This window comes from Pseudomonas palleroniana, from assembly GCF_003031675.1.
In the GTDB taxonomy this organism is placed as follows: Bacteria; Pseudomonadota; Gammaproteobacteria; order Pseudomonadales; family Pseudomonadaceae; genus Aquipseudomonas; species Aquipseudomonas palleroniana.
Window position 1 is genome coordinate 1 of record NZ_PYWX01000061.1, and the last position, 21,198, is coordinate 21,198.

The 21,198-nt window shown below is 59.1% G+C and carries 22 protein-coding genes and 3 pseudogenes; 17 read left to right on the plus strand and 8 right to left on the minus strand.

Annotation, left to right across the window (positions count from 1 at the left end; translation table 11 throughout):
- The first annotated feature begins 33 nt into the window (after positions 1 to 33).
- The 3 genes and pseudogenes from C9383_RS19885 to C9383_RS19895 all read left to right on the plus strand — a co-directional run bounded on the left by C9383_RS19885 (position 34) and on the right by C9383_RS19895 (position 2,171).
- Positions 34 to 1,197 carry a ribonucleotide-diphosphate reductase subunit beta gene (locus tag C9383_RS19885; protein ID WP_211322901.1) on the plus strand — a complete coding sequence of 388 codons (1,164 nt, stop codon included), beginning with the start codon at positions 34 to 36 and terminating at the stop codon, positions 1,195 to 1,197.
- A gap of 86 nt (positions 1,198 to 1,283) precedes the next feature.
- Positions 1,284 to 1,454: pseudogene (locus C9383_RS19890) on the plus strand (HNH endonuclease); the annotation flags it as partial.
- 69 nt (positions 1,455 to 1,523) lie between these two features.
- Complete coding sequence (locus C9383_RS19895) at positions 1,524 to 2,171, plus strand: HAD-IB family hydrolase (RefSeq protein WP_090369045.1); 648 nt, start codon at positions 1,524 to 1,526, stop codon at positions 2,169 to 2,171.
- Between the two features lie 28 nt (positions 2,172 to 2,199).
- Here the strand turns inward: C9383_RS19895 and vapC are convergent, their stop codons facing one another.
- The 3 genes from vapC to C9383_RS19910 all read right to left on the minus strand — a co-directional run bounded on the left by vapC (position 2,200) and on the right by C9383_RS19910 (position 4,044).
- Positions 2,200 to 2,604: a type II toxin-antitoxin system tRNA(fMet)-specific endonuclease VapC gene (gene vapC / locus C9383_RS19900; RefSeq protein WP_090369043.1), complete on the minus strand. Its 405-nt coding sequence runs from the start codon at positions 2,602 to 2,604 to the stop codon at positions 2,200 to 2,202.
- On the minus strand, positions 2,597 to 2,836 hold the full coding sequence (gene vapB, locus C9383_RS19905) for a type II toxin-antitoxin system VapB family antitoxin (protein WP_080589294.1): 240 nt from the start codon (positions 2,834 to 2,836) through the stop codon (positions 2,597 to 2,599). The genes vapC and vapB overlap by 8 nt, the downstream gene beginning before the upstream one ends.
- 248 nt (positions 2,837 to 3,084) lie before the next feature.
- The gene (locus tag C9383_RS19910; RefSeq protein WP_090369042.1) at positions 3,085 to 4,044 is read right to left on the minus strand and encodes a LysR family transcriptional regulator; all 960 of its coding nucleotides are present in this window, start codon (positions 4,042 to 4,044) and stop codon (positions 3,085 to 3,087) included.
- Between the two features lie 193 nt (positions 4,045 to 4,237).
- Here C9383_RS19910 and argH point away from each other — a divergent pair, with 193 nt between their 5' ends.
- From argH to C9383_RS19955, 9 genes are all read left to right on the plus strand, one after another.
- The gene (gene argH, locus C9383_RS19915) at positions 4,238 to 5,665 is read left to right on the plus strand and encodes an argininosuccinate lyase (protein WP_090369040.1); all 1,428 of its coding nucleotides are present in this window, start codon (positions 4,238 to 4,240) and stop codon (positions 5,663 to 5,665) included.
- A 201-nt stretch (positions 5,666 to 5,866) separates the two neighbouring features.
- Positions 5,867 to 6,745 (plus strand): amino acid ABC transporter permease, encoded by an 879-nt coding sequence (locus C9383_RS19920; protein ID WP_060757244.1) that lies wholly within the window; start codon positions 5,867 to 5,869, stop codon positions 6,743 to 6,745.
- Between the two features lie 23 nt (positions 6,746 to 6,768).
- A complete protein-coding gene (locus C9383_RS19925; RefSeq protein WP_090369037.1) occupies positions 6,769 to 7,533 on the plus strand; it encodes an amino acid ABC transporter ATP-binding protein in 765 nt (254 codons plus the stop codon).
- A gap of 25 nt (positions 7,534 to 7,558) precedes the next feature.
- Complete coding sequence (locus C9383_RS19930) at positions 7,559 to 8,380, plus strand: ABC transporter substrate-binding protein (RefSeq protein WP_090369036.1); 822 nt, start codon at positions 7,559 to 7,561, stop codon at positions 8,378 to 8,380.
- Positions 8,381 to 8,482: 102 nt separating this feature from the next.
- Positions 8,483 to 9,652 carry an MFS transporter gene (locus C9383_RS19935; protein ID WP_090369034.1) on the plus strand — a complete coding sequence of 390 codons (1,170 nt, stop codon included), beginning with the start codon at positions 8,483 to 8,485 and terminating at the stop codon, positions 9,650 to 9,652.
- Between the two features lie 54 nt (positions 9,653 to 9,706).
- Positions 9,707 to 10,654 carry a hypothetical protein gene (locus tag C9383_RS19940; RefSeq protein ID WP_090369032.1) on the plus strand — a complete coding sequence of 316 codons (948 nt, stop codon included), beginning with the start codon at positions 9,707 to 9,709 and terminating at the stop codon, positions 10,652 to 10,654.
- 93 nt (positions 10,655 to 10,747) lie between these two features.
- On the plus strand, positions 10,748 to 11,068 hold the full coding sequence (locus tag C9383_RS19945) for a helix-turn-helix transcriptional regulator (RefSeq protein WP_060757239.1): 321 nt from the start codon (positions 10,748 to 10,750) through the stop codon (positions 11,066 to 11,068).
- 47 nt (positions 11,069 to 11,115) lie between these two features.
- Entirely contained in the window at positions 11,116 to 11,478 is a 363-nt protein-coding gene (locus C9383_RS19950; protein ID WP_081087107.1) for a type II toxin-antitoxin system RelE/ParE family toxin, read from the plus strand.
- A complete protein-coding gene (locus tag C9383_RS19955; protein ID WP_060757237.1) occupies positions 11,453 to 11,791 on the plus strand; it encodes a helix-turn-helix domain-containing protein in 339 nt (112 codons plus the stop codon). The genes C9383_RS19950 and C9383_RS19955 overlap by 26 nt, the downstream gene beginning before the upstream one ends.
- Here the strand turns inward: C9383_RS19955 and C9383_RS19960 are convergent.
- The 4 genes from C9383_RS19960 to C9383_RS19975 all read right to left on the minus strand — a co-directional run bounded on the left by C9383_RS19960 (position 11,761) and on the right by C9383_RS19975 (position 16,064).
- Complete coding sequence (locus C9383_RS19960) at positions 11,761 to 12,342, minus strand: AAA family ATPase (protein ID WP_090369030.1); 582 nt, start codon at positions 12,340 to 12,342, stop codon at positions 11,761 to 11,763. The two genes, C9383_RS19955 and C9383_RS19960, sit on opposite strands and share 31 nt — an antisense overlap.
- A gap of 153 nt (positions 12,343 to 12,495) precedes the next feature.
- Positions 12,496 to 14,013 (minus strand): amidase family protein, encoded by a 1,518-nt coding sequence (locus tag C9383_RS19965; RefSeq protein WP_090369027.1) that lies wholly within the window; start codon positions 14,011 to 14,013, stop codon positions 12,496 to 12,498.
- 114 nt (positions 14,014 to 14,127) lie between these two features.
- A complete protein-coding gene (locus C9383_RS19970) occupies positions 14,128 to 14,697 on the minus strand; it encodes a hypothetical protein (protein ID WP_234016665.1) in 570 nt (189 codons plus the stop codon).
- Positions 14,698 to 15,005: 308 nt separating this feature from the next.
- The gene (locus tag C9383_RS19975) at positions 15,006 to 16,064 is read right to left on the minus strand and encodes an MBL fold metallo-hydrolase (RefSeq protein WP_060757233.1); all 1,059 of its coding nucleotides are present in this window, start codon (positions 16,062 to 16,064) and stop codon (positions 15,006 to 15,008) included.
- Between the two features lie 142 nt (positions 16,065 to 16,206).
- On the opposite strand from C9383_RS19975, the gene C9383_RS19980 reads away from it, so the two are divergent.
- The 5 genes and pseudogenes from C9383_RS19980 to C9383_RS19995 all read left to right on the plus strand — a co-directional run bounded on the left by C9383_RS19980 (position 16,207) and on the right by C9383_RS19995 (position 20,267).
- On the plus strand, positions 16,207 to 16,839 hold the full coding sequence (locus C9383_RS19980; protein WP_090369025.1) for a TetR/AcrR family transcriptional regulator: 633 nt from the start codon (positions 16,207 to 16,209) through the stop codon (positions 16,837 to 16,839).
- Between the two features lie 189 nt (positions 16,840 to 17,028).
- Positions 17,029 to 18,087 carry a diguanylate cyclase gene (locus C9383_RS19985; protein ID WP_060757231.1) on the plus strand — a complete coding sequence of 353 codons (1,059 nt, stop codon included), beginning with the start codon at positions 17,029 to 17,031 and terminating at the stop codon, positions 18,085 to 18,087.
- Positions 18,088 to 18,353: 266 nt separating this feature from the next.
- A pseudogene (locus C9383_RS28715) lies at positions 18,354 to 19,115 on the plus strand (PAS domain-containing protein); the annotation flags it as partial.
- A 120-nt stretch (positions 19,116 to 19,235) separates the two neighbouring features.
- Positions 19,236 to 19,673: pseudogene (locus C9383_RS28720) on the plus strand (methyl-accepting chemotaxis protein); the annotation flags it as partial.
- Positions 19,674 to 19,748: 75 nt separating this feature from the next.
- Positions 19,749 to 20,267 carry a DUF1003 domain-containing protein gene (locus C9383_RS19995; RefSeq protein ID WP_060757230.1) on the plus strand — a complete coding sequence of 173 codons (519 nt, stop codon included), beginning with the start codon at positions 19,749 to 19,751 and terminating at the stop codon, positions 20,265 to 20,267.
- On the opposite strand, the gene C9383_RS20000 is transcribed toward C9383_RS19995, so the two are convergent.
- Entirely contained in the window at positions 20,264 to 21,148 is an 885-nt protein-coding gene (locus tag C9383_RS20000; RefSeq protein WP_090369023.1) for a LysR family transcriptional regulator, read from the minus strand. The genes C9383_RS19995 and C9383_RS20000 overlap by 4 nt on opposite strands.
- Positions 21,149 to 21,198 lie beyond the last annotated feature (50 nt).

A 21,198-nucleotide genomic window follows, 5' to 3' on the forward strand; every position in this document is an offset into this window, starting at 1 on the left:
GGCGCCAACGCCGGCCACGCCACCGAAGCCAACATGGACCGCCTCGACGGCGCCGGCGCTGCCGCCGCGGTTGAAGCCCGCGCCGTCACCGCCAGTGACTCCGCCGCCATCGTGCGCGCCAAGGCCGCCCTCGACAAACTCGACATCGCCGAAGGCCTCGCCGAACTCGAAGGCGCCTCCGCCCGCGTCGCCGTTGACGAAAAACGCATGATCAACTGCCGCGCCGACCTCAACCAGCTCGTGCCTTTCAAGTACGACTGGGCCTGGCAGAAATACCTCGACGGCTGCGCCAACCACTGGATGCCGCAAGAGGTCAACATGACCGCCGACATCGCCCTGTGGAAAAACCCCGAGGGCCTGACCGACGACGAACGCCGCATCGTCATGCGCAACCTCGGCTTCTTCTCCACCGCCGACTCGCTGGTCGCCAACAACCTGGTGCTGGCCGTGTACCGCCTGATCACCAACCCGGAGTGCCGCCAGTACATCCTGCGCCAGGCCTTCGAAGAAGCGATCCACACCCACGCCTACCAGTACTGCATCGAATCGCTGGCCATGGATGAAGGCGAGATCTTCAACATGTACCACGAGATCCCATCGGTCGCCAAAAAAGCCGCCTGGGGCCTGAAATACACCCGTTCGATCTCCGATCCGAAGTTCGAAACCGGCACCGTCGAGACCGACAAGGAACTGCTGCGCAACCTGGTCGCCTACTACTGCGTGCTGGAAGGCATCTTCTTCTACTGCGGCTTCACCCAGATCCTCTCCATGGGCCGCCGCAACAAAATGACCGGCGTCGCCGAGCAGTTCCAGTACATCCTGCGCGACGAGTCGATGCACCTGAACTTCGGTATCGACGTGATCAACCAGATCAAAATCGAAAACCCACACCTGTGGGATGCCGAGATGAAGGAAGAAGCGACCCAGATGATCCTGCAAGGGACCCAGCTGGAGATCGAATACGCTCGCGACACCATGCCTCGTGGGGTACTGGGAATGAATGCGGCGATGATGGAAGACTATTTGAAGTTCATCGCTAACCGTCGGTTGTCGCAGATTGGTCTTAAGGAAGAGTATCCAGGCACCACCAACCCATTCCCGTGGATGAGCGAGATCATGGACTTGAAGAAAGAGAAGAATTTCTTCGAGACTCGGGTGATCGAGTACCAGACCGGCGGCGCGCTGAGCTGGGACTGATTCCCCCAAAGCCAGGCAGTATCAAAAAGCCCTGACTCGTTCAGGGCTTTTTGATTTCTAGTGAACGCAAAGTTGGCGTTGAATCGCCATTTCTTGAAGTACATCACATCAAGCTCCTCGCCCAGAAGGGTTCGGATCACATCACCAATGCTGTAGCCTTGTGCCCCAATTGCCATCAGCGTTGTCACCGGTCGAGTGATCGGGAGGCTTTTACCGAAGGGCTTTACGCCAAGATCGGAAGATTGGCACGGGAGTAGACTCCTGCTGTCACACCTGATGCACGCTTAAACATTTAGATAGGACCGAGGCCACCCGTGAACCCAGACATGCTCGAAGCCGGCCCCGCTGACGCCAAAGTACTCTCCGTCTTTGACTTCGACGGCACGCTGACCCACCACGACAGTTTTGTGCCCTTCCTCAAGTTTGCCTTTGGCCCCGGTGAGTTCTATGGCCGGATGGTCAAGCTGGCGGTGCCGGGGCTGCGCTTTTTGGTGCGGCAGATCAGTCGGGATGAGTTGAAGGCACAGCTGATTCGCACCTTTATGACCGGGGTGGAGAAGGCGTGGGTTCAGCAGCAGGCCGAGGCGTATTGCCAGCGCTATTGGAACAAGTTGATGCGCCCCAAGGGCTTGCAGTCGGTGGCCGATGAGGTGAACTCGGGGGCCGTGGTGACGCTGTGTTCGGCGTCGCCGGCGCTGGTGTTGCAGCCGTTTGCGAATCGGCTGGGGATCAAGTTGATTGGCACTGAGCTTGAGGTAGTTGATGGCGTATTGACCGGCAAGCTCACCGGGAATAACTGCCGCTGTGAGAACAAGGTGCTGCGGCTTGAGGCGGTGTATGGCGACCTGGGGGAATACCGGCTGCGGGCCTGGGGCGATACGCGTGGGGATCGAGAGTTGTTGGCAGCGGCGCAGGATGCGCATTTTCGGCATTTTCATGCGAAGAAGAAAAAGCGGGATCGGTTGCAGCGATGATGTGTGTGGGGTTGGCAGGAAGTCTGCACTAGACGCCTATCCAGTTTTCCACAATCAAGCCATTTACGCGCGTGAACTCACCTTCATTGTTAGTAACCAAGACCAAGCCTGAGCTTCTAGCGTGCCCGGCAATATGTAGGTCATTGACGCCGATAGGCGTGCCCTTTTTCTCCAGATCTGAACGTATCGAGCCGTAGTGAAAAGCGGCCTTGTCGTCGTAGCTAAGGACGTCGAGCCGGGAAGAGAAGTCTTCCACGGCTCGCGTATTTTTTTCTACGAACTGACTCTTTTCTGCTCCATGCATCAGCTCAGCGAGGGTGATGGAAGAGATCACCATACGCCCAACGTTGGCGTTGAATTTTTCCAATATCTCGATCGGACGCCGCTTGATGATGTAGATCACGATGTTGGTATCAAGCATGTACTTAATCATCAAAGGACTCTCGTTCTTGCTGGGTTTGATCGGCACGTTCCTCCATAAAATCTTCAGATACCGATTCACTGGCAAGAAAAAAGCTGTCCCAAGTGTTTTCAACAGGCGAAATGATCAGCTCTCTTCCCACAGCACGGACCTCCACGGTCTTCACTCCCGCAGGAAAACGCATGTCGGCAGGGATGCGAATATTTTGCGTCCGATTGTTAGTAAAGATGGTTCCAGAAGACATAGAGAACACCTCTCTGGGTAAGGAAAGACTGGAAAGAATGATAGTTCGAGGGTGCTCTATTGCAAAGCTCTATAGCAAAAATCAGACGAATGCCAGCCTAGCGCACTAGCATGGGGTGCTAGGAGTCGAAGCGATACGGGTTCGTGGGCTCGACAGGGAAATCGCGTCGATCCCTTCGCAGCCTCGCTGGGGCTCGACAGCTCCCACATTTGATCTTTGCCAGCCCGTTGATTGTGGTCGGCAGGATTTTATGTCGCAGCTTTCAGGTCTACGCCAAGGGCCGTGGCGAAGGCTTTTACCATGGGGCTGCGCGGTGCGTTGTGGCGCAGGATGAGGTTGAATGCCGTGCTCAGGTGGACCTGCTCCGGGCACAGTGCGCGCAGGCGTCCTTCTCTCACTAGCGGCGTTGCGTAGTGCTCCGGCAGGAAGCCGAGGAAGCGGCCGGTGAGGATCAGGATGGCCACGGCTTCAACCTGGGAGGCCGAGGCTGACTGGCTGTCGTAGTTGACGAAGTTGGCCTTGTCGCGATGGATCGCATACCGATGGTTCACCACTTCGTATTGGCGCAAGACTTCGGGCGTGATATCGCTCGCGTTGAAGAGTGGATGCCCTGTTGCGCAGTAGGCGTGGGCCTTTTCTTCGTACAGCGGGAAGTAATCGAATTCTTCGCGGCGTTGGTAGACCGGGACGATACCGGCGACCAGGCGCCCTTCCACTACGCCGCGCTCAACTTCATCCAGTTGTGAGGCGTGCAGGCGTAATCGAATCTTGGGCGACTCACTATGTAATTTGCCCAGGGCTGCAATAAGCGGTGAATTAACGTCCGATACGGTGTTATCAATAACGCCCACACTAAGGTCGCCGATCAGTTCATTTTGCGCTGAACTAAGCTTGTCGCGAAAACTGTCGACCGAGGTAAATAACTCGATGGAAGCTTGATACACCAACTTGCCTTCTTCGGTCAGCCCGAAGCCTTCCCTGCCCCGGGTGCACAGGCGCATGCCAATGCGGATTTCCAGGTCGGAAATCTGTTTGCTGATAGCTGCCAAGCCCACATTCAGCTCGTTTTGCGCGGCGCTGAAACCGCCGGCCTCGACCACAGCCATGAATACCCGCAGCAACTTGAAGTCCAGCCCGCTCAATTGCAGCGGCGGTCTTGTGCCGGGTTTGGGTGGCAGGTTTCCAGAAGTGGAAAGTGGGGTTTCCATAATACGCGTTGACCTCTAGTGCCATATTCAACAGGCTTGAACCCAATCCTTGAATATAGCCAGGCGGCGATAATGAACATAAACATCCGCCCTTGGCAACCTTGAATACGGCGCGTCAGACGCCGGTTCTACGCCGTTGAAATTTATTTTTTACTGCCTCCGACTCTTCTAAAAACAAGCGTGAGGAACATCCATGTCCCAGCCCACCGACCGCCTTTGGGGCGCTCGTTTCAAGACCGGTCCGTCTGCAGCATTGGCCGCGTTGTCGCGTTGCCCTGAGCGCTATTTTCGCCTCACGCCCTATGACCTGGCCGGCTCCCGTGCCCATGCCCGTGAGTTGCAGCGCGCCGGTTTGCTGGATGAGTCGGAAACCTTGCGCACCCTGCAAGCCTTGGACGGCATTGGCGCAGATTTCGCCGCCGGCAACCTGCATCCAACCCTGGATGACGAGGACGTGCACACTTTCATCGAACGCGTACTGACCGAGCGCCTCGGCGCCCTGGGCGGCAAGCTGCGTGCCGGGCGCTCGCGTAACGATCAGACGGCCAATGATCTGCGCCTTTTCCTGCGCGACCATGTGCGCACCATCGCCACTCAAGTGCTGGCTTTGCAGCAGGCGCTGGTGCAACAGGCCGAGCAGCATGTTGAGAGCATCTGCCCGGGCTTCACGCACTTGCAGCAGGCGCAACCGATTGTGTTCGCCCATCACTTGTTGGCCCACGCCCAGTCAATGCTGCGCGATGTGCAACGGTTGATCGATTGGGATGCGCGTACGGCGTTGTCGCCCCTCGGTGCAGCGGCCATGGCCGGTTCGGCGATTGCGCGTCAGCCGGAGCAGTCGGCCAAGGAAATGGGCTACACCGGGCCGTGCGAAAACTCTATCGACGCCGTAGCAAGCCGTGACCATGTGGCGGAGTTTCTGTTTGTGGCGGGCATGCTCGGGGTGAATATTTCGCGGCTGTCGGAGGAGTTTTGCCTGTGGTCTTCGCGCCAGTTCCGCTGGGTGGTCTTGGATGATGCCTACGCCACTGGCAGCTCGATCATGCCGCAGAAAAAGAACCCGGACATTGCCGAATTGGCGCGGGGCAAGGCCGGGCGATTGATTGGCAACCTGACCGGGTTGATGTCGACGCTCAAATCCTTGCCGCTGTCCTACAACCGCGATTTGAGTGAAGACAAACACAGTGTGCTCGACAGCGTCGACACCCTGCTGCTGGTGCTGCCGGCGCTGGCCGGTATGGTCGCGACCATGCAGGTGCAGGTGCAAGAGCTGCGGCGGCAGGCGCCGATGGGTTTCACCCTGGCGACGGAGGTGGCGGATTGGTTGGCCACGCGGGGTGTGCCGTTCAAGGAGGCGCATGAGATTACCGGCGCGTTGGTACAAGCCTGTGAGAAGCATGAGATTGAGTTGTGGGAAGCCTCGCCGGCGCTGCTGGCTGAGGTGGATGCGCGGTTGACGCCGCAGGTGCGCGACTGCCTGACACTGGAAGCGGCGATTGCGGCGCGCAATGGGTGGGGCGGGACGGCGCCGGAACGGGTTAAAGAGCAGATTGAGCGCTTGAAGGTATCGTTGGCCGCTCAACAAAAATGGGCTGACAGCTACACCGGATTTCGAATTTAACTCAGACCTGTGACGATCGTTGACGATCGTTCCCACGCTCTGCGTGGGAATGCCGCCCCGGACGCTCTGCGTCCCGTTCATGCGCAAGGGTGACGCGGAGCGTCACAGGATGCATTCCCACGCAGAGCGTGGGAACGATCAGGGTTTCATCATCTGGACCGAGTACAGCCGTTAGAGCGTTGTTAGTTTTGGAGTAACACCATGAACCAAACCCCGGCAGAGCGCTTGGAAGCCGAGCGCAAGTTGTCCGAAAACCAGTTTGATATCACGCAGTACGAGCACGTGCCGCGTCGCTATTACGGGCGGATGTTTTTTGCCACCTTGATCGTGATCGTGTTGGTCGCGTTGTTACGCGCCTTCGCCAATGGCCAGATCGAATGGTCCTACATCGGCCAGTTCCTCACGTCCGAGGCGATTCTGTGGGGCCTGGTGAATACCATCGTCATGTCGATCCTGGCGATGGCGCTGGGCGTGGTGATCGGGGTCATCACGGCGATCATGCGCATGTCGGCCAACCCGATCCTGCGCTACGTGGCCATCACTTACACCTGGCTGTTCCGGGGTACGCCGCTGATTCTGCAACTGCTGCTGTGGTTCAACCTGGCGTTGATTTTCCCGGTGATCGCGATTCCCGGCCTGTTCAGCATCGACACCGTCGACCTGATGACGCCCTTTGTGGCCGCCCTGCTCGGCCTCAGCATCAACCAGGGGGCCTATACCGCCGAGGTGGTGCGTGCCGGTTTGCTGTCGGTCGACACGGGCCAGTACGAAGCGGCCAAGTCCATCGGCATGCCGAGCTTGCAGGCCCTGCGCAGGGTGATTCTGCCGCAGGCCATGCGCGTGATCATTCCGCCTGTAGGCAACGAGTTCATCAGCATGGTGAAAATGACCAGCCTGGCCAGCGTCATCCAATACTCGGAGCTGCTGCACAACGCGCAAAACATCTACTACGCCAACGCGCGGGTCATGGAGCTGCTGATGGTGGCCGGCATCTGGTACCTGGCGGTGGTGACTGTTCTTTCATTTGGTCAAAGCCGCCTCGAGCGTCGTTTTGCCCGCGGCGCCGGCAAGCGTTCGTAAGCCTGGTTGAGGAGATTTGCCCCATGAGAAGCATCGTCAAGGCCGTCAACCTGAACAAGTATTACGACGAGTATCACGCGCTGCGTGACATCAACATCGAGGTCGAGCAAGGCGAGGTCATGTGCATCATCGGCCCATCGGGCTCGGGTAAAAGTACCCTGCTGCGCTGCGTCAACCAGCTGGAAAAAATCGACAAGGGCGGCCTGTGGGTCGACGGCGAGCTAGTCGGTTACCGCGTGGTCGGCAACAAGCTGCATGAGATGAATGAAGCGCAGATCGCCCGCCAACGCCTGGCGACGGGCATGGTGTTCCAGCGCTTCAATTTGTTCCCGCATATGACCGTGCTACAGAACATCATCGAAGGCCCGTGCCAGGTCCTCAAGCGTTCGCCCAAGGAAGCCACCGAAGATGCGCTGGAGTTACTCGCGCGCGTGGGCCTGGCGGACAAACGCAATGCCTACCCGGTGGAGTTATCCGGCGGTCAGCAACAGCGTGTGGCGATTGCCCGTGCGCTGGCGATGCGCCCCAAGCTGATGTTGTTTGATGAGCCCACATCAGCTCTCGACCCGGAGTTGGTCGGTGAAGTGCTGTCGGTGATGCGCGACCTGGCGACCACCGGCATGACCATGATCGTGGTCACCCATGAGTTGGGCTTTGCCCGCGAAGTCTCCAACCGCATGGTGTTTATGGACGCCGGCCAGATTGTGGAAGCCGGCAGCCCCGAAGACATTCTAATAAGCCCACAAAACCCGCGTACCCAAAGCTTTATTTCTGCCGTTCGCACTTAACTAGAAAACTAACGAGAACGCCTCCATGAAAAAATTGTTTATCCCCACCTTGCTCGCGGGCCTGATGGCCTCCACTGCAGTTTTCGCGGCATTGCCGGCGGCAATCAAGGAGAAAGGCGAGATCAGCGCGGCCATCGTGCCGAACTACCCGCCAATGGATTTCAAGGACCCGGCCACCAACAAGATCACCGGCCTGGACTTTGACCTGGGCAACGCCCTGGGCGAACGCCTGGGCGTGAAGATCAAATGGCAGGAAACCGCCTTCGAGCAAATGCTCAGCGGCCTGACCACCAAACGCGTGGACATCGTGCTGTCGGGCATGAGCGATACCGCCGAACGCCAGAAGTCAGTTACCTTTATCGACTACTTCACCAGCGGCCCGCAGCTGTACACCCTGGCCAAGCGTGAAGACCTCAAGGAATTGACTGACCTGTGCGGTAAAAAAGTCGGCACCAGCCGCCGTACCACCTGGCCGTCGGAAATTGCCGCGTGGAGCAAGCAAAACTGCGAAGCGGCGGGTAAGCCGGCAATCGTGGTGATCGGCACCGAAGGCTCGGCGGATGCACGGGCGCAATTGCAGCAGAACCGCCTGGATGCGGCCATGCAGGGCAGCGAGACGATTCCTTATCTGATGTCGTTGGATAAAGGTAAATACAAGCCGGTGGGGCTGGCGATTTCCAAGCAGTTCACCGGGCTGGGCATCGAGAAGAGCAATACCGAGCTGGTCAGCGCGATCAGTGCAGCGCTGCAGGGCATGATCGATGACGGGACCTACGGCAAGATCCTGAAGAAGTGGGACCTGGAGCAAGGTGCAGTAGAAAAAATCAGCATCAACGCCGGCCAGTAACTCGGCCTGACTGTGGGAGCGGCTTGCTCGCTCCCACAGGCGGTCTGTTTTCCCATTCGACCGGTGTTGTCTCAAAGCAATAACAAGGACGCTCGCCCCACCGTGCCCACCTACTCTTTGGTAATCCGCCGCCTGATGATTTGCTCGGTGACCATCGTGGTCAGCCGTGCCATGACCAGCCCGTTGCTGGCGCTGCTGTTGAGCACCCGGCTGGGCCTCAACCAGCAAGACATCGGCCTGCTGATGGGCATTGCCGTGTTTACCGCCACCTTGCTCGGCCTGTACGGCGGCTACATCATCGACCGCCTGGAAAAGCGCAAGCTGTTGATCCTGGCCATGCTGTCCAGCTCCATCGGTTTTCTTTTGCTGACCTTCGCCAGCAATCTCTACCTCACCACCTTGACACTTGTGATCACCGAGGCGGCGTCGGCGCTGTTCCTGATCGGCTCCAAAGCCATCATCAGCGAGAACCTGCCGGTGGCGGAGCGCGCCAAGGTATTTTCGCTGCGCTACACCTTGACCAACGTTGGCTACGCCACAGGCCCGATGCTTGGTGTGGTGATTGCCGGTCACATGCAACTGGCGCCCTTTTTGATCGCCAGTGCCATTGCGTTTGGCAGCCTGTTCCTGATGATCGGCATCCCGCCGACGCAACAGGATGACAGCAACAAGCCCTTGAGTTTTCTCACGACCCTGCGCACGTTGCGCAGCGACCGCACGCTGATCCTGTTCACCGGCGGTAGCTTGTTGAGCACCATTGTCCACGGGCGCTATACGTTGTATCTGTCGCAATTTCTGCTGGTGGCCTACAAGCCTGCCGACGCGTTGAAGATTCTGTCTGCGGTGCTGGCCTGCAACGCTATCACCGTGATTCTGATGCAGTACCAGATCGGCCGCTTTCTCAAACGCGAACAACTGCGCTACTGGATCGTGCTGGGCACCTTGCTGTTCATCGTCGGGCTGGTTGGTTTCAGCCTGGCAGACAGCCTGCTCACCTGGTGCCTGGCGATGTTTGTGTTCACCTTGGGCGAGATGATCATCTACCCGTCGGAATTTCTGTTTATCGATACCATCGCCCCCGATGCGCTGCGCGGCAGTTACTACGGTGCGCAAAACCTGGCCGCGTTCGGCGGGGCAATGAGCCCGGTCATCTGTGGGTATTTATTGATCAACGCCGCCCCTACCAGCATGTTCTATGCCCTCGGCGCACTGACTGCGATCGGGGGCACCTTGTGCTTCTTGAGTGGGCGACGGGTAGCAGGTTCTTGCTGATATTTGTGCTGGATCCCGCTATTAATAGCGAAACATCTCACGGACCCGAGCCCCATGAAATTCGACACGGCCTACAGCCTGAGTCTCGATGACAAGCTGTCGATCTACGATGTACGAGACCTGAATTTCGACGAAACCGCTGACTTCGACTCCGACAAGGACCGCTTCCTGTGCCCCAACGATGAATGCCGTGGGGCATTCGACACGGGGAATGCGCTGAGTACCTTCAACGCCAAAAACGTCAATTATCAGCGCACACCGCACTTCAAGAACAAGACCAGCACCCGGCATATCGACGGCTGCCGCTATGCCAGCACCCACAAGCCAGCGACGGGTGAACACGACGACGAGCGAGAGGACAACTTCCCATCGGAGTTTGTACTGACGCGGCGTCAGTACGAACGCAAGAAACCGCTGGCGGGCACTGAGGGAAACCTTGCGCAAGACTCAACACAGCCATCGCCAACCCGGCCCGGTGCGCTCGTCGGCACCACCGATGCCGCACCGGACAAAACCAGCGTCTTCGCCCATCCGGTGGAATGTTATGTGTCGAATATCGACGACAAGGACAAGCTCAAGCGCATGCCGTTGAAGATCGGCGATCACACGGCAACCTACTGGACGTTTTTCAAGAAAATCGAATACCTGCAAGACAACAAGGGCCTGATCTACTGGGGCAGGATCAAGGCGATCAAGGACTACACCAGCAGCTTTCGCATCGACTTCGAAAAGAAAGTGTGGCTCGACAAGAAGCCCTACTCGGTCAACGTTTACCTGAGTAAAAAACTCATCGAGAACTACCGCAAGCGCAAAGCGTTCCTGGAGCAGATCAAGGCAGCAGTGGACAGTGAGCAGGCGTTGTATTGCTTCTTCTACGGGGTGACGCCGACGCTCAAACAGGTGCCCAGCAAGAAGAACCCCGAACAGACGTTCGGGGTGTTCAGCGCGAATATTGAAAACCTGGATCACCTGATCATTCGGCAGGCGCCGGGGGTGGAATAGTGGGTTATCCAGCATCCAGTTGATGAGCGGTCAAAACAACTGTACAAAAACACAGTATAGTTTGCCTTCCCCCGTCGAATCTGGAGAAACCCCATGTCCTCTCTGGCAATGAGCTCTTTCGTAGAACAGCAGATCGTCCTGCACCAATTCACCCCCAAGCACAGCGTGCAGGCTCGCGCCATGCTGGGCTGGAGCCAGGAACAACTGGCCCGCCTGGCAGGTGTGACGGTGCAGGCGCTTCAACAGTTTGAAAGCCAGGGCGACGTGGGTGATGACACCCGCCTGGCATTGGCGTTTCGCCTGGAGGCCGAAGGGTTGGTGTTCTTCCCGGGGTTTGCGCCGGGTTGGGGGATGAGTGTGCGGGGCGGTACGCCTCAGCCGACGCTCCAGGTCGTTCATGAGACAGCAGAGTAAATTTTTTACCTGCACTGCCACTTATCCCTATTTAGGTATAACCTCTCATGAGCTCATGGAAGCCACTGCTGTGGGTGGGCGCCAGCAAAAAAGACCTTCAGTTGATGCCGGGTTCAGTTCAAGACATTTTCGGTTTTGCACTGCATCTTGCTCAAGAAGGTGGAAGGCATTCACAAACAAAAGCATTGAAAGGATTTGGAGGTAACGCAGTACTGGAGATCGTCGAGGATTTCGACGGCAACACTTATCGAGGGGTGTACACCGTTCGGTTTGGCTCCGCTGTTTATGTCCTCCATTGTTTTCAGAAAAAATCCACAAAAGGCATTGCAACCCCGCAGCACGACATACAACTGATCAAACAGCGACTCAAGGCGGCGCAGGATCATGCACAAGCATCACGAAACCATTGAGATCGAAGAAAGCAGCGGCAATGTCTATGAGGATATTGGTCAGCCCAACGCTGCCGAAATGCAGGTCAAGGCGCAGCTCGCAGCCAAAATCGGCGAGATCCTCAAGGCACGTAATCTCACTCAAACCCAGGCTTCAGTGATTCTCGGGTTGTCACAACCCAAAGTGTCGGAAATGCTTCGTGGAAAATTCCGAGGCATCAGTGAGGCCAAGATGTTGGAATGCTTGTCGCTGCTAGGGCGCGATGTGCAAATTGTCATCAGCACCGCTCCCGCGTCGCGTGTTCAGGGTCGAATTGAAGTGCTATTTGCTTGAGCACTGGTTTCACGCAACCTTTCAAGCAATTGCCCCACCAACGTCTCAACCGAATGGTGCCTGACATCCAACCGGATCACCGGGCAGCTCAGCGCCTTCAACCAGGTCTCATGCCGACGCAGGCTGCGTAGGCTGTGGTTGCCGTCGTCGTAACGGGCGGCCAGGGCGAGGAAGGCGAGACTGTTGGCGTGGCGGTTGCCGCCCTCCAGCACTTCATCGCCGTAGCGTTGCACTTCTCGCAGGCGCAATCGATGCAGGCGGGTTTCGGCGTCCAGACGCAGGAACACCACGTGCGTGAACTGCGGGAGCATCGGGTCGCCCCAACCGCACAGCGAACCTGACAGCACCCAGCTGTGCAGGCCCGCCGTCTGCTCTTGCAGCAGGCGGATGCGTTCATCCCGGGGCCGGGCAACGGTAAAAGGGTCGGGGGTTTGCTGCCAATAGAAGAAATCCGAATCGAAGTAGGCAACCCCCAGACGTTCGGCCATGGCCTTGCCCAGGGTCGTGGTGCCGGCACCCGCAGCGCCGAGGATGTGAATTCTGTAGGCCATGGTGTTCTTTCCTCGGCACTGAGTCTGACCGTCGATACGCCAAACCTTAAGTTGCAACTGCCCGGCGCATCATTGAGGCAAAAACCAGCACGCCTGCGAACGTGCGCGCCTGGTCCTGGGCCCTAGGCTGTCACACCACAGCCCGGCAGCACGCTACGAGTTGGCAAGTGCATGCGGGGCCGAAAGCTTCGGCTTGATGGCGGCCTGGGAAGCCTGCTCATAGCCATACGCCACGGCCAGCAGTTGAGCTTCGGAACCGGCGGTGCCGAAAAAGTAGGCGCTGCCAGGCAGGCCGTCCTCGGTCGCGCCCGAGGGGACCGTGATTCCCGGGTAGCCAGCAGCTGCAACGCCAAAGTAGCTGTTGCTGTCGAAATCCGACACGATGGCATCCAGATTATGCTCTTTGATGGGCTCATCCACCGTACCGCGAAAATCCCGCAGAAGCTCATCCCAGGCTGCCTGGCTTTGTTCCGGTGTGAGGGTGGATGCGTCGATCTCTTTGAGAACAGGTTGGTGATCGGCCTGTATCCCCTCACGCGCATCGTTGAATCTGATCAGCTCTTTGAGCGACTTGACCGGCAGTCCCTCTCGCTTGGCCAAATAGCCGTTCAATTCTTCCTTCACATCGCCGAACAGCAGTTCGTCGTAGCGTGAAGCATCGGCCAGGCGCATGTTGATCGGAACCAGAATCGCACCTTGTTTGCGCAGTACTTCCAGTGTCTGGTTGAACTGTTCGCTGTTAACCACCGGCAGGGTTGTAGCGCCGTCCGAAAACGTCGTGGGGTAACCGATACGCTTGCCGAGCAAGGCGCCTGGCACCAGTTGTCGGGTGTAATCGACAGCCTGCGCTCCGGCAGGAGCCTGGGGGTCGTTGGTCATGGCGTTGAGCATCAGCGCGGCATCCAAAACCGAACGGGTCATCGGCCCCGGCGTGTCCTGCCGCCGGCTGGCAGGCATGATCCCCTCGCGATTCAACAAACCGACGCTGGGCTTGAGGCCAACCACACCATTGAGCGCCGCCGGCACGATGATCGAACCGTTGGTCTCGGTCCCCACTGCCAGGGGGGCCAGCCCAGCCGCGACCGCCGCAGCCGAGCCGGAGCTGGAGCCGCCCACGTCCGCGTCCGCACCATGCGGGTTGCGGGTTTGGCCGCCGCGGCTGCTGTAACCATCGGGGCCGCCACGGAAACCCGCCATTTCAGTCAGGTTGGTGGTCCCCAGAATCACCGCGCCCTGCTCGATCAGGCGCTGAACGATGGGGGCGCTCTTGCTGACGGGAGCTCCGACAAGTCCCCATGCCCCTGCACTGGCTTGCATGCCTTCAACTTCCACGGTGTCCTTGACCAGGATGGGAATGCCATGCAACGGCCCCCGCACCTTGCCGCTGGCGCGTTCGCGGTCCAGCTCGCGGGCCGCTTCCAGGGCCTTGGGGTTTAGCTCAATCACCGAGTTCAACGCAGGGTCCAGCGTGCGGATACGCGCTTGCAGGTAACCGACCAAATCTGCCGCAGTGAACGCCCCGAGCCTGCCCATTTGCTCGCCCAGTTGCTGAACCGTGGCGTACTCCGTTCCGGGCGGAACAGGGTTCGACGCCGTCTTGGACTTTTGCGCGGCTACAAACGGCGCAGCGTGACTGACAAACACATTCAGACCATGGCCAATTCCAAACATGAATCACCTCCAGGGAAGGGTAAGAAATAACAACGAACCAACGTTGATCCGTACGTCAGTCTAAAAACATCCCTCCTTCCCAGCAGCGAGACCCAGCCCGTTCACAGCGTGGGATTACTCAACATCAGCGGTAGTTTGCGCCCTGCCCGCCGCGAGGCAAGCGACCTTATTTTTGTAGCCCTGCACCAATGCCATCAGCGAATCCCGTGCCCGGCGCGAGCCGTAGAAGTACAGCGTGCCCCCACCTTCGAGTGGTGCCTCCAGGCGTGGATAGCCGCTCCCGCAAGCACCATGAAAGGCCGCGCTGCTGCCATCAGACACCAGGGCATCAAGACGATATGCCAACGTGAGGTCGTCGATTTCATTACGGGTATGCGCGCAAAACCTGGCCGTGTCATCCATGCGTTGTGCGGCCACCGGCACCAACTGCACAGCGGCCTGACGCAGGGTGTCCAGTGCACACAGGAAGGCGGCGCTGTGCTCAATCGGTTCGTGATCACTACTACGGACATAGCGGTCGGCAAAGCCTACACGCCACCCCGCCAGTGATTGCGCGGTGGCGAACGAGCTGTTGTTCCGCACCAGCGGCACCGCCACCATCACCGGCGTCTCGGGCTCGACGCCACTCAAGGCGATCAGCGATAACGAAGGGTCACGCACGGGTTTGATGGAAGACCCCGGCACGCTGTATCCGGGGATGAGCACACCGATTGGCGCATGGGGGTGGGAGTCGGTATCGAAAGCAATACCGCGGGGGCTCGCACTGTCGGCAGGAGCGTTGGACGCTGTAGCGGGCGGTGCACAGGGTTCTGCGAACGCTGGCAACAATTGCCCAGGCCGGCAAGGCGAAGCCTGCGGCCAGATTTTCCTACACTTGTCTTCCATCAGAATTACCCCCGAAGCATGATGTTTCGGGGATCATCGCACCCTCTTCCTGCCGCTGTCGCAGCGCTGAAACACGCTGAAAAATCCTTTTTCGGTTACCTCGGTGTTCAGCTCACGAGCGGCTCTTGCGTGCCTTGGGTTTCCACGTCCAGCCACCATGCATGCCCACGCTCCGGCTGGTTCAGATTGAACATCTGTCCCATCGCCGGCGTGGTGATCGACACACTGCGCTCCCACGCCAGGGCCATGATGCGATCGAAGGGCTCGTGCCACGCATGGAATGCCAGGTCAAAGGTGCCATTGTGGATGGGCAGCAGCCAACGGCCCTTGAGGTCGATATGCGCTTGCAGGGTTTGCTCCGGCTGCATGTGCACGTGGGGCCAGTCGACGTTGTAGGCGCCGGTTTCCATCAGCGTCAGGTCGAACGGACCGTACTGCTCGCCGATACGTTTGAAACCGTCGAAATAGCCGGTATCGCCGCTGAAAAAGATCCGCCGCGGGCCATCGATCATCACCCAGGAACACCACAGCGTCTGGTTGGCATCGAACAGGCCGCGCCCGGAAAAATGTTGCGCAGGGGTGGCGACAAAACGTATGCCCTCCACCTCGGTGCCCTGCCACCAATCCAACTGACGCACTTTGCTGGTGTCGACGCCCCATTTGATCAGGATGTCCCCCACGCCCAATGGCGCGAGAAAGTATCGCGTCTTGTCGGCCAGTTGCACGACCGCCTTGCGGTCAAGGTGGTCGTAGTGATTGTGGGAAAGAATCACCGCCTCCAATGGCGGCAGCTCTTCGAGACTGATAGGTGGCTGGTGGAACCGCTTGGGGCCGGCCCAACTGAACGGTGAGGCGCGCTCGGCAAACACTGGGTCGGTTAGCCAGAACTTACCGCGCATTTTCAGCAGCACGGTGGAATGCCCCAGGCGGAACACGCTGTGGTCCGGGGCGGCCAACAATTGCTCGCGGGTCAGCGGTTGCACCGGGATCGCGCCTACCGGGCGCGTGCTGCGCGGTTTGTTGAACAGCATGTTCCAGAAAATACGCAACGTCTTGCCAAAACCACCGTGCTGTACCGGGGCGTCGTTGCTGAAGTGTCCCTGGTCCTGCTCGGCAGGTTTGAGCGCTGCCGGCGCCGGGTCGAGTCGGGTTGAGAGGGTGGCCATTGCAGAGTGACTCCTGGGGGTCCGCGCATAAATTACACTGCGCGGCAAACTTACACTGCACAGTGTAGTTTCTACATTGCAACAAATCTCGGAGCAAGTAAACTACCCAGTGTAATTTTCCTTTCAGAGCCGAATGCTATCCATGACTGCGACTGCACCTCAACGCCTCACTGACCGCAAACGCGAAGCTATCGTAGTGGCGGCCATCGCCGAGTTCCGGGCAAATGGGTTCGAGGTCACCAGTATGGACAAGATCGCCGCCACCGCCGGTGTTTCCAAGCGCACGGTGTACAACCATTTCCCCAGCAAGGAAGAGTTGTTCGCAGAGATCCTCCACCAGCTCTGGGCCAGCACCGTCGCGCAACTGGATGTGATCTACACCAGCGACCGCCCGCTGCGCGAGCAATTGCGCGGGCTGCTGGAAGCGAAGATGAAGATGATGTCGGACACCAACTTTCTAGACCTGGCCCGCGTTGCCATCGCCGCCACCATCCATTCACCGGAACGTGCGCAAGACATGGTCAACCGTCTGAGCCAGCGCGAAGAAGGCTTTACCCAGTGGGTGCGAGCAGCGCGGGACGATGGCCGCCTGTCTTGCACCGACCCGGCCTTTGCCGCCCACCAGATCCAGAGCCTGCTCAAGGCCTTTGCCTTCTGGCCGCAGATCACCCTGGGCCAACCCACCCTCGACACCGCCGCCCAGGCCCATGTTATCGAGTCGGCAATCGACTTGTTCCTGGCGGGCTACGAAATACCTTCGGCCCACCTGCGCTGATACTTGCCCTGGAACGACACTTAAGGTCGCTTTTAATGTATTCGTACGCTTCTCGGCACAAATGGCCTGGAAGGACACTAATTATTCCCACACGAATCACTGACAATATTCACATCCCTAATCCGATCAGCGGTTTAAACCACTGACACTTGCTGCCGTATCTGCAAAAACAGAGCTGACCCAAGACCTATGGAAAACAAACGAGGCAAAGGGCTTTCATTTGCCAGGCGTATCTACAAGCCAAGGATTATCGGCCTGGGTATCGGCAGCATCAGCGTGATCGGAGCGTTGTCCCCCTTGTCGATGCCCGGCTGGGTGTGGGCCTTGCTGTTGTTCAACGGGTATGCCTGGGCACATGTGGCCTACCTGCTTTCTACCCGCTCGCCTTTCCCCTATCAGGCCGAGCAACGCAACATGCTCTATGACTCACTGTTTGGAGGCTTCTGGGCCGCGGCCATCCAATTCACACCACTGGCAACCGTGACCATTCTGTCGATGATGACCATGAACAACGTCGCGGCGGGCGGCAAGCGTTTGTTCCTGCGCGGGCTGGTGGCACAAGCGGGCGGAATCGGCATCGCGTGGTGGTGCTTTGGGATCACGTTCAATCCCAATGTCAGCCCCGTCCAGGTCTACACCTGCCTGCCGATGCTGACGCTCTACCCGATGGCCATCGGCATGGTCTGCTATCAACTGGCGATCAAACTGTCGGAGCACAAACGCACCCTCAGCGCCCTTAGCCGTATCGACAGCCTGACCGGCCTGCTCAACCACGGCTCGTGGAAAGACCTGCTGAACCTCAAGTTCCATAAGTGCCAGCAGCAACAAGGCCAGGCCACCATCGCATTGATCGATATCGACCACTTCAAGCAGATCAATGACACTCACGGCCATATCGTCGGCGATACCGTGCTGCGCCAACTGAGCCAACTATTGCGCCAGCACCTGCGGGAAAACGACTTCGCAGGGCGTTACGGCGGCGATGAATTCTGTGTGATTCTTCCGAAGATGCCCCTGCAGGAAGCGGTGCTCGTCATGGAGCGCATGCGTGAAACCTTCAGTAACTATCGCAACCCGCAGATCCCCGAGTTGCGCATCAGCCTGAGCATCGGCCTGGCGGACTTCCAACCGGTTTTCAGCGATGCCGTCATGTGGCTCAACGCCGCCGACCGTGCCCTCTATGTGGCCAAGAAAACCGGGCGCAACCGGGTCAAGGTCAGTGAATACGCGGTCGCCTGTTCCGCCTGAGTTGTCCTACAACTTCCCGTCTGAATCCTCTGTCGCAGCGCCAAAGCAATAGCATAATGCCGCCATTGGTCGGCTGCCCAATAATGGTCCTGCTCCAGGGGCGAACTTCTTGGCAAGCTGAACACTCTGAATCCGCTGTTCCACTCCCGCTGTCAGCACAAGGAAGCTGACAATGAGCACGTCAACCGTGAGGCCCCGCGCCCTACGGGGTCAGGCGCATATACATGGATGCCTTCTCCTACGCATGCTTGCCCGAGCCCCCCGACATGCTATTCAACGCCCATAAAAAAACCATCAGTACCCTGCAGCACACCAACGCCCAGCAAGCCAGCCTGCTGGACGCCATCGAGCGGTCCATGGCGGTGATCGAATTCGACCTGCAAGGTCGCGTGCTGCGGGCCAACGACAACTTCCTCAAGACCATGAACTACCGCGCCGAGCAGATCCTGGGCCAGCCCCATCGGATGTTTTGCACCCCGGCGTTCGCCCGCAGCGCCGAGTACAACCAGTTGTGGACGCACCTGCGTAATGGCCAATTCCAGTCCGGCACCTTTGAGCGAGTCGCCGGCGATGGGCAGTCGGTGTGGCTGGAGGCCAGCTATAACCCGGTACGCGATGAGTCCGGCAGCGTGATCAAAGTGGTGAAGTACGCCATGGACGTCACCCCGCGCCTGCAGGCCGAAAGCGAAGCCAATGCCAAGCTGCAGGCCATCGACCGTGCCATGGCGATGATCGAGTTCAACCTCGACGGCACCATCATCACCGCCAATGCGAACTTCCTGCAGCGCATGGGCTACACCCTGGCGCAGATCCAGGGCAAGCATCACCGCCTGTTCTGTAAGCCGGAGTTGGCCAACAGCCCCGAATACAGTGCGTTCTGGAACCGTCTGAACCAGGGCGAACTGTTCAACGGCCAGTTCGAGCGCATCGATAAACACGGCCAGACCCTGTGGCTGGAGGCCAACTACAACCCGGTGTACGACGCCAGCGGACGCCTGTGCAAAGTGGTCAAGTTCGCCTCGGATGTGACCGCTCGGGTGCTGCAACATGCCGCCGATGCGCAAAGCGCTGCACAGGCTTACCACCTGTCCCTGAACACACAGGACATGGCGGAAAAAGGCGCTGAAGTGATTCAGAAAACCGCCACGGGCATGCGTGAAATTGCCGTGGACATTGATGCCTCTTCGCAACTGATCGCCAAGCTCGGCGAGCGTTCGCAGCAGATCACCGCCATCGTCAATACTATTCGTGGCATTGCCGACCAGACCAACCTGCTGGCCCTCAACGCCGCCATCGAGGCCGCACGGGCCGGCGAGCAAGGCCGTGGTTTTGCCGTGGTGGCCGATGAAGTGCGGCAATTGGCGGCACGCACCAGCGGCTCGACGACGGAGATATCCAGCATGATTGCGATGATCCAGGAAGAAACCCGCCAAGCCATCGACAGCATGGGCACGACCCGTGACCGCGCAGCCCAAGGCGTGGAGTTGGCCAACCAGGCCGGCACGGTAATCCTGCAGATTCGCGAAGGCACCGGCGAGGCGGTGCAGGCGGTCAGTGCGTTTGCCAATGAGCGGGGCCACAGCTGACTCGTTCTTCATGTGCCTGGCCGGGGGCTCGGTTTATAGTGCTGACTGTGTTCACGCCAAGGATTCGCCCCCGCCATGACCCCAGACAAACCAGAAGCCGCGCCGGTCGACCACCTGCGCTTTCACCGAGGCCACGCTCACCTCGCGCCGACCTTCGGCAACGATACCTTTGCCCTCAAGGCGGAAGCCTTTGCACGCTTCTTTGGCACGCCGACCTTCCTCGGCGCGCAAACCGCAATCGTGGTGTTGTGGGTCGCGCTGAACATGAGCGGCGTCACGCACTTCGACGTGTACCCGTTTATCCTGCTCAACCTGGCCTTCAGCCTGCAGTCAGCCTACGCCGCACCGCTGATCCTGCTGGCCCAGACACGCCAGGCGGCGCGAGACAAAGCCCAGTCCGACGCCGATGCGCAACACCGCGAAGCCCTGGCCATCGCCAATACCGAGCGCCAGGCCCAGGCCGCGCAGACCACCAGGCAGCTGCTGGAACTACTGGAGCAAAACACCCGGCTGACGGAAATGACCAAGCAACTGACCGAGCGTATCGAAACCCTGACGTGCGAAATGCATGAGCAGTTTGTGCGAAAAACCTAGCGCCGCGGCCAGCGTACATGCCGTCCCAGCTCATCGAACAACGCCACCACCGAGCGCAGCGCCCGACAATCCGGGCGCGTCAGCAGCCATAGCGCGGTGTCACGCCCCTCCAATGCAGGGCTCAGGGGTTGCAGGCCATCGCCCAATAGAAAGTCCGGCAGCGCTGCAACGCCCAATCCCGTGCGCACCAGTTCGGTCACCGACAACATACTGTTGCAGCGGTAGCTGGGGCGTACACCCGGCAAGTGCTCGCGGCGCCAGGTCACCGTGGGGTGATCCGGCAGAAAATCATCCGGTGCGATCCAGGCCAGGTCGGCCAACTCACGCCCCGCGTGCCGGCGCGCATACTCGGCGCTGGCACACACTTGATAGCGGACGGTGCCCAGGCAGCGCCCCACCAGATGCTCCGGCGGCGTCCTGGTCAGGCGTAGGGCGATATCCGCATCACGCCGACTGAGGTTGGCGAAATGATTGGAGGTGCTCAACTCCAGGGTCAGCGCCGGGTATTCGGGCATGAACTGCGCCAGGGCCGGCAACAGCAAGCCTTGCAACACCGAATCGGTACAGGTCAGGCGCACCGTGCCGCTGATCACTTCACCGCCCTGCTCCACACCGATACGCGCCGCCTCCAGGGCCTGCTCGGCACGTTCGGCCTGTTGCGCAAGATGGCTTGCCAGGCTGGTAGGCAAATAACCGCTGCGGCTTTTTTCAAACAATGTCTGGCCCAAGGCGGCTTCCAACCGGCGCACGGCGCGGAACACCGTGGACACATCCACCCGCAGCAATGTCGCCGCCCGCGCCAGAGTGCCACCGCGTACCAGCGCGAGAATCAGTGACAGGTCGGGATAGTCGATTGAATAGTGCGTCGCTGCATTGAGCATGTGGGCAAACGCCAATATTGATTGCGTGAACGCCAATCTATAGTGCGCCC

Bases quoted from the DNA above. Each gene is read 5' to 3' on its own strand.
- C9383_RS19885 (WP_211322901.1), top strand. From the start codon at position 34: ATGGACCGCCTCGACGGCGCCGGCGCTGCCGCCGCGGTTGAAGCCCGC.
- C9383_RS19895 (WP_090369045.1), top strand. From the start codon at position 1,524: ATGCTCGAAGCCGGCCCCGCTGACGCCAAAGTACTCTCCGTCTTTGAC.
- vapC (WP_090369043.1), bottom strand. From the start codon at position 2,604: ATGATTAAGTACATGCTTGATACCAACATCGTGATCTACATCATCAAG.
- vapB (WP_080589294.1), bottom strand. From the start codon at position 2,836: ATGTCTTCTGGAACCATCTTTACTAACAATCGGACGCAAAATATTCGC.
- C9383_RS19910 (WP_090369042.1), bottom strand. From the start codon at position 4,044: ATGGAAACCCCACTTTCCACTTCTGGAAACCTGCCACCCAAACCCGGC.
- argH (WP_090369040.1), top strand. From the start codon at position 4,238: ATGTCCCAGCCCACCGACCGCCTTTGGGGCGCTCGTTTCAAGACCGGT.
- C9383_RS19920 (WP_060757244.1), top strand. From the start codon at position 5,867: ATGAACCAAACCCCGGCAGAGCGCTTGGAAGCCGAGCGCAAGTTGTCC.
- C9383_RS19925 (WP_090369037.1), top strand. From the start codon at position 6,769: ATGAGAAGCATCGTCAAGGCCGTCAACCTGAACAAGTATTACGACGAG.
- C9383_RS19930 (WP_090369036.1), top strand. From the start codon at position 7,559: ATGAAAAAATTGTTTATCCCCACCTTGCTCGCGGGCCTGATGGCCTCC.
- C9383_RS19940 (WP_090369032.1), top strand. From the start codon at position 9,707: ATGAAATTCGACACGGCCTACAGCCTGAGTCTCGATGACAAGCTGTCG.
- C9383_RS19945 (WP_060757239.1), top strand. From the start codon at position 10,748: ATGTCCTCTCTGGCAATGAGCTCTTTCGTAGAACAGCAGATCGTCCTG.
- C9383_RS19950 (WP_081087107.1), top strand. From the start codon at position 11,116: ATGAGCTCATGGAAGCCACTGCTGTGGGTGGGCGCCAGCAAAAAAGAC.
- C9383_RS19955 (WP_060757237.1), top strand. From the start codon at position 11,453: ATGCACAAGCATCACGAAACCATTGAGATCGAAGAAAGCAGCGGCAAT.
- C9383_RS19960 (WP_090369030.1), bottom strand. From the start codon at position 12,342: ATGGCCTACAGAATTCACATCCTCGGCGCTGCGGGTGCCGGCACCACG.
- C9383_RS19965 (WP_090369027.1), bottom strand. From the start codon at position 14,013: ATGTTTGGAATTGGCCATGGTCTGAATGTGTTTGTCAGTCACGCTGCG.
- C9383_RS19975 (WP_060757233.1), bottom strand. From the start codon at position 16,064: ATGGCCACCCTCTCAACCCGACTCGACCCGGCGCCGGCAGCGCTCAAA.
- C9383_RS19980 (WP_090369025.1), top strand. From the start codon at position 16,207: ATGACTGCGACTGCACCTCAACGCCTCACTGACCGCAAACGCGAAGCT.
- C9383_RS19985 (WP_060757231.1), top strand. From the start codon at position 17,029: ATGGAAAACAAACGAGGCAAAGGGCTTTCATTTGCCAGGCGTATCTAC.
- C9383_RS19995 (WP_060757230.1), top strand. From the start codon at position 19,749: ATGACCCCAGACAAACCAGAAGCCGCGCCGGTCGACCACCTGCGCTTT.
- C9383_RS20000 (WP_090369023.1), bottom strand. From the start codon at position 21,148: ATGCTCAATGCAGCGACGCACTATTCAATCGACTATCCCGACCTGTCA.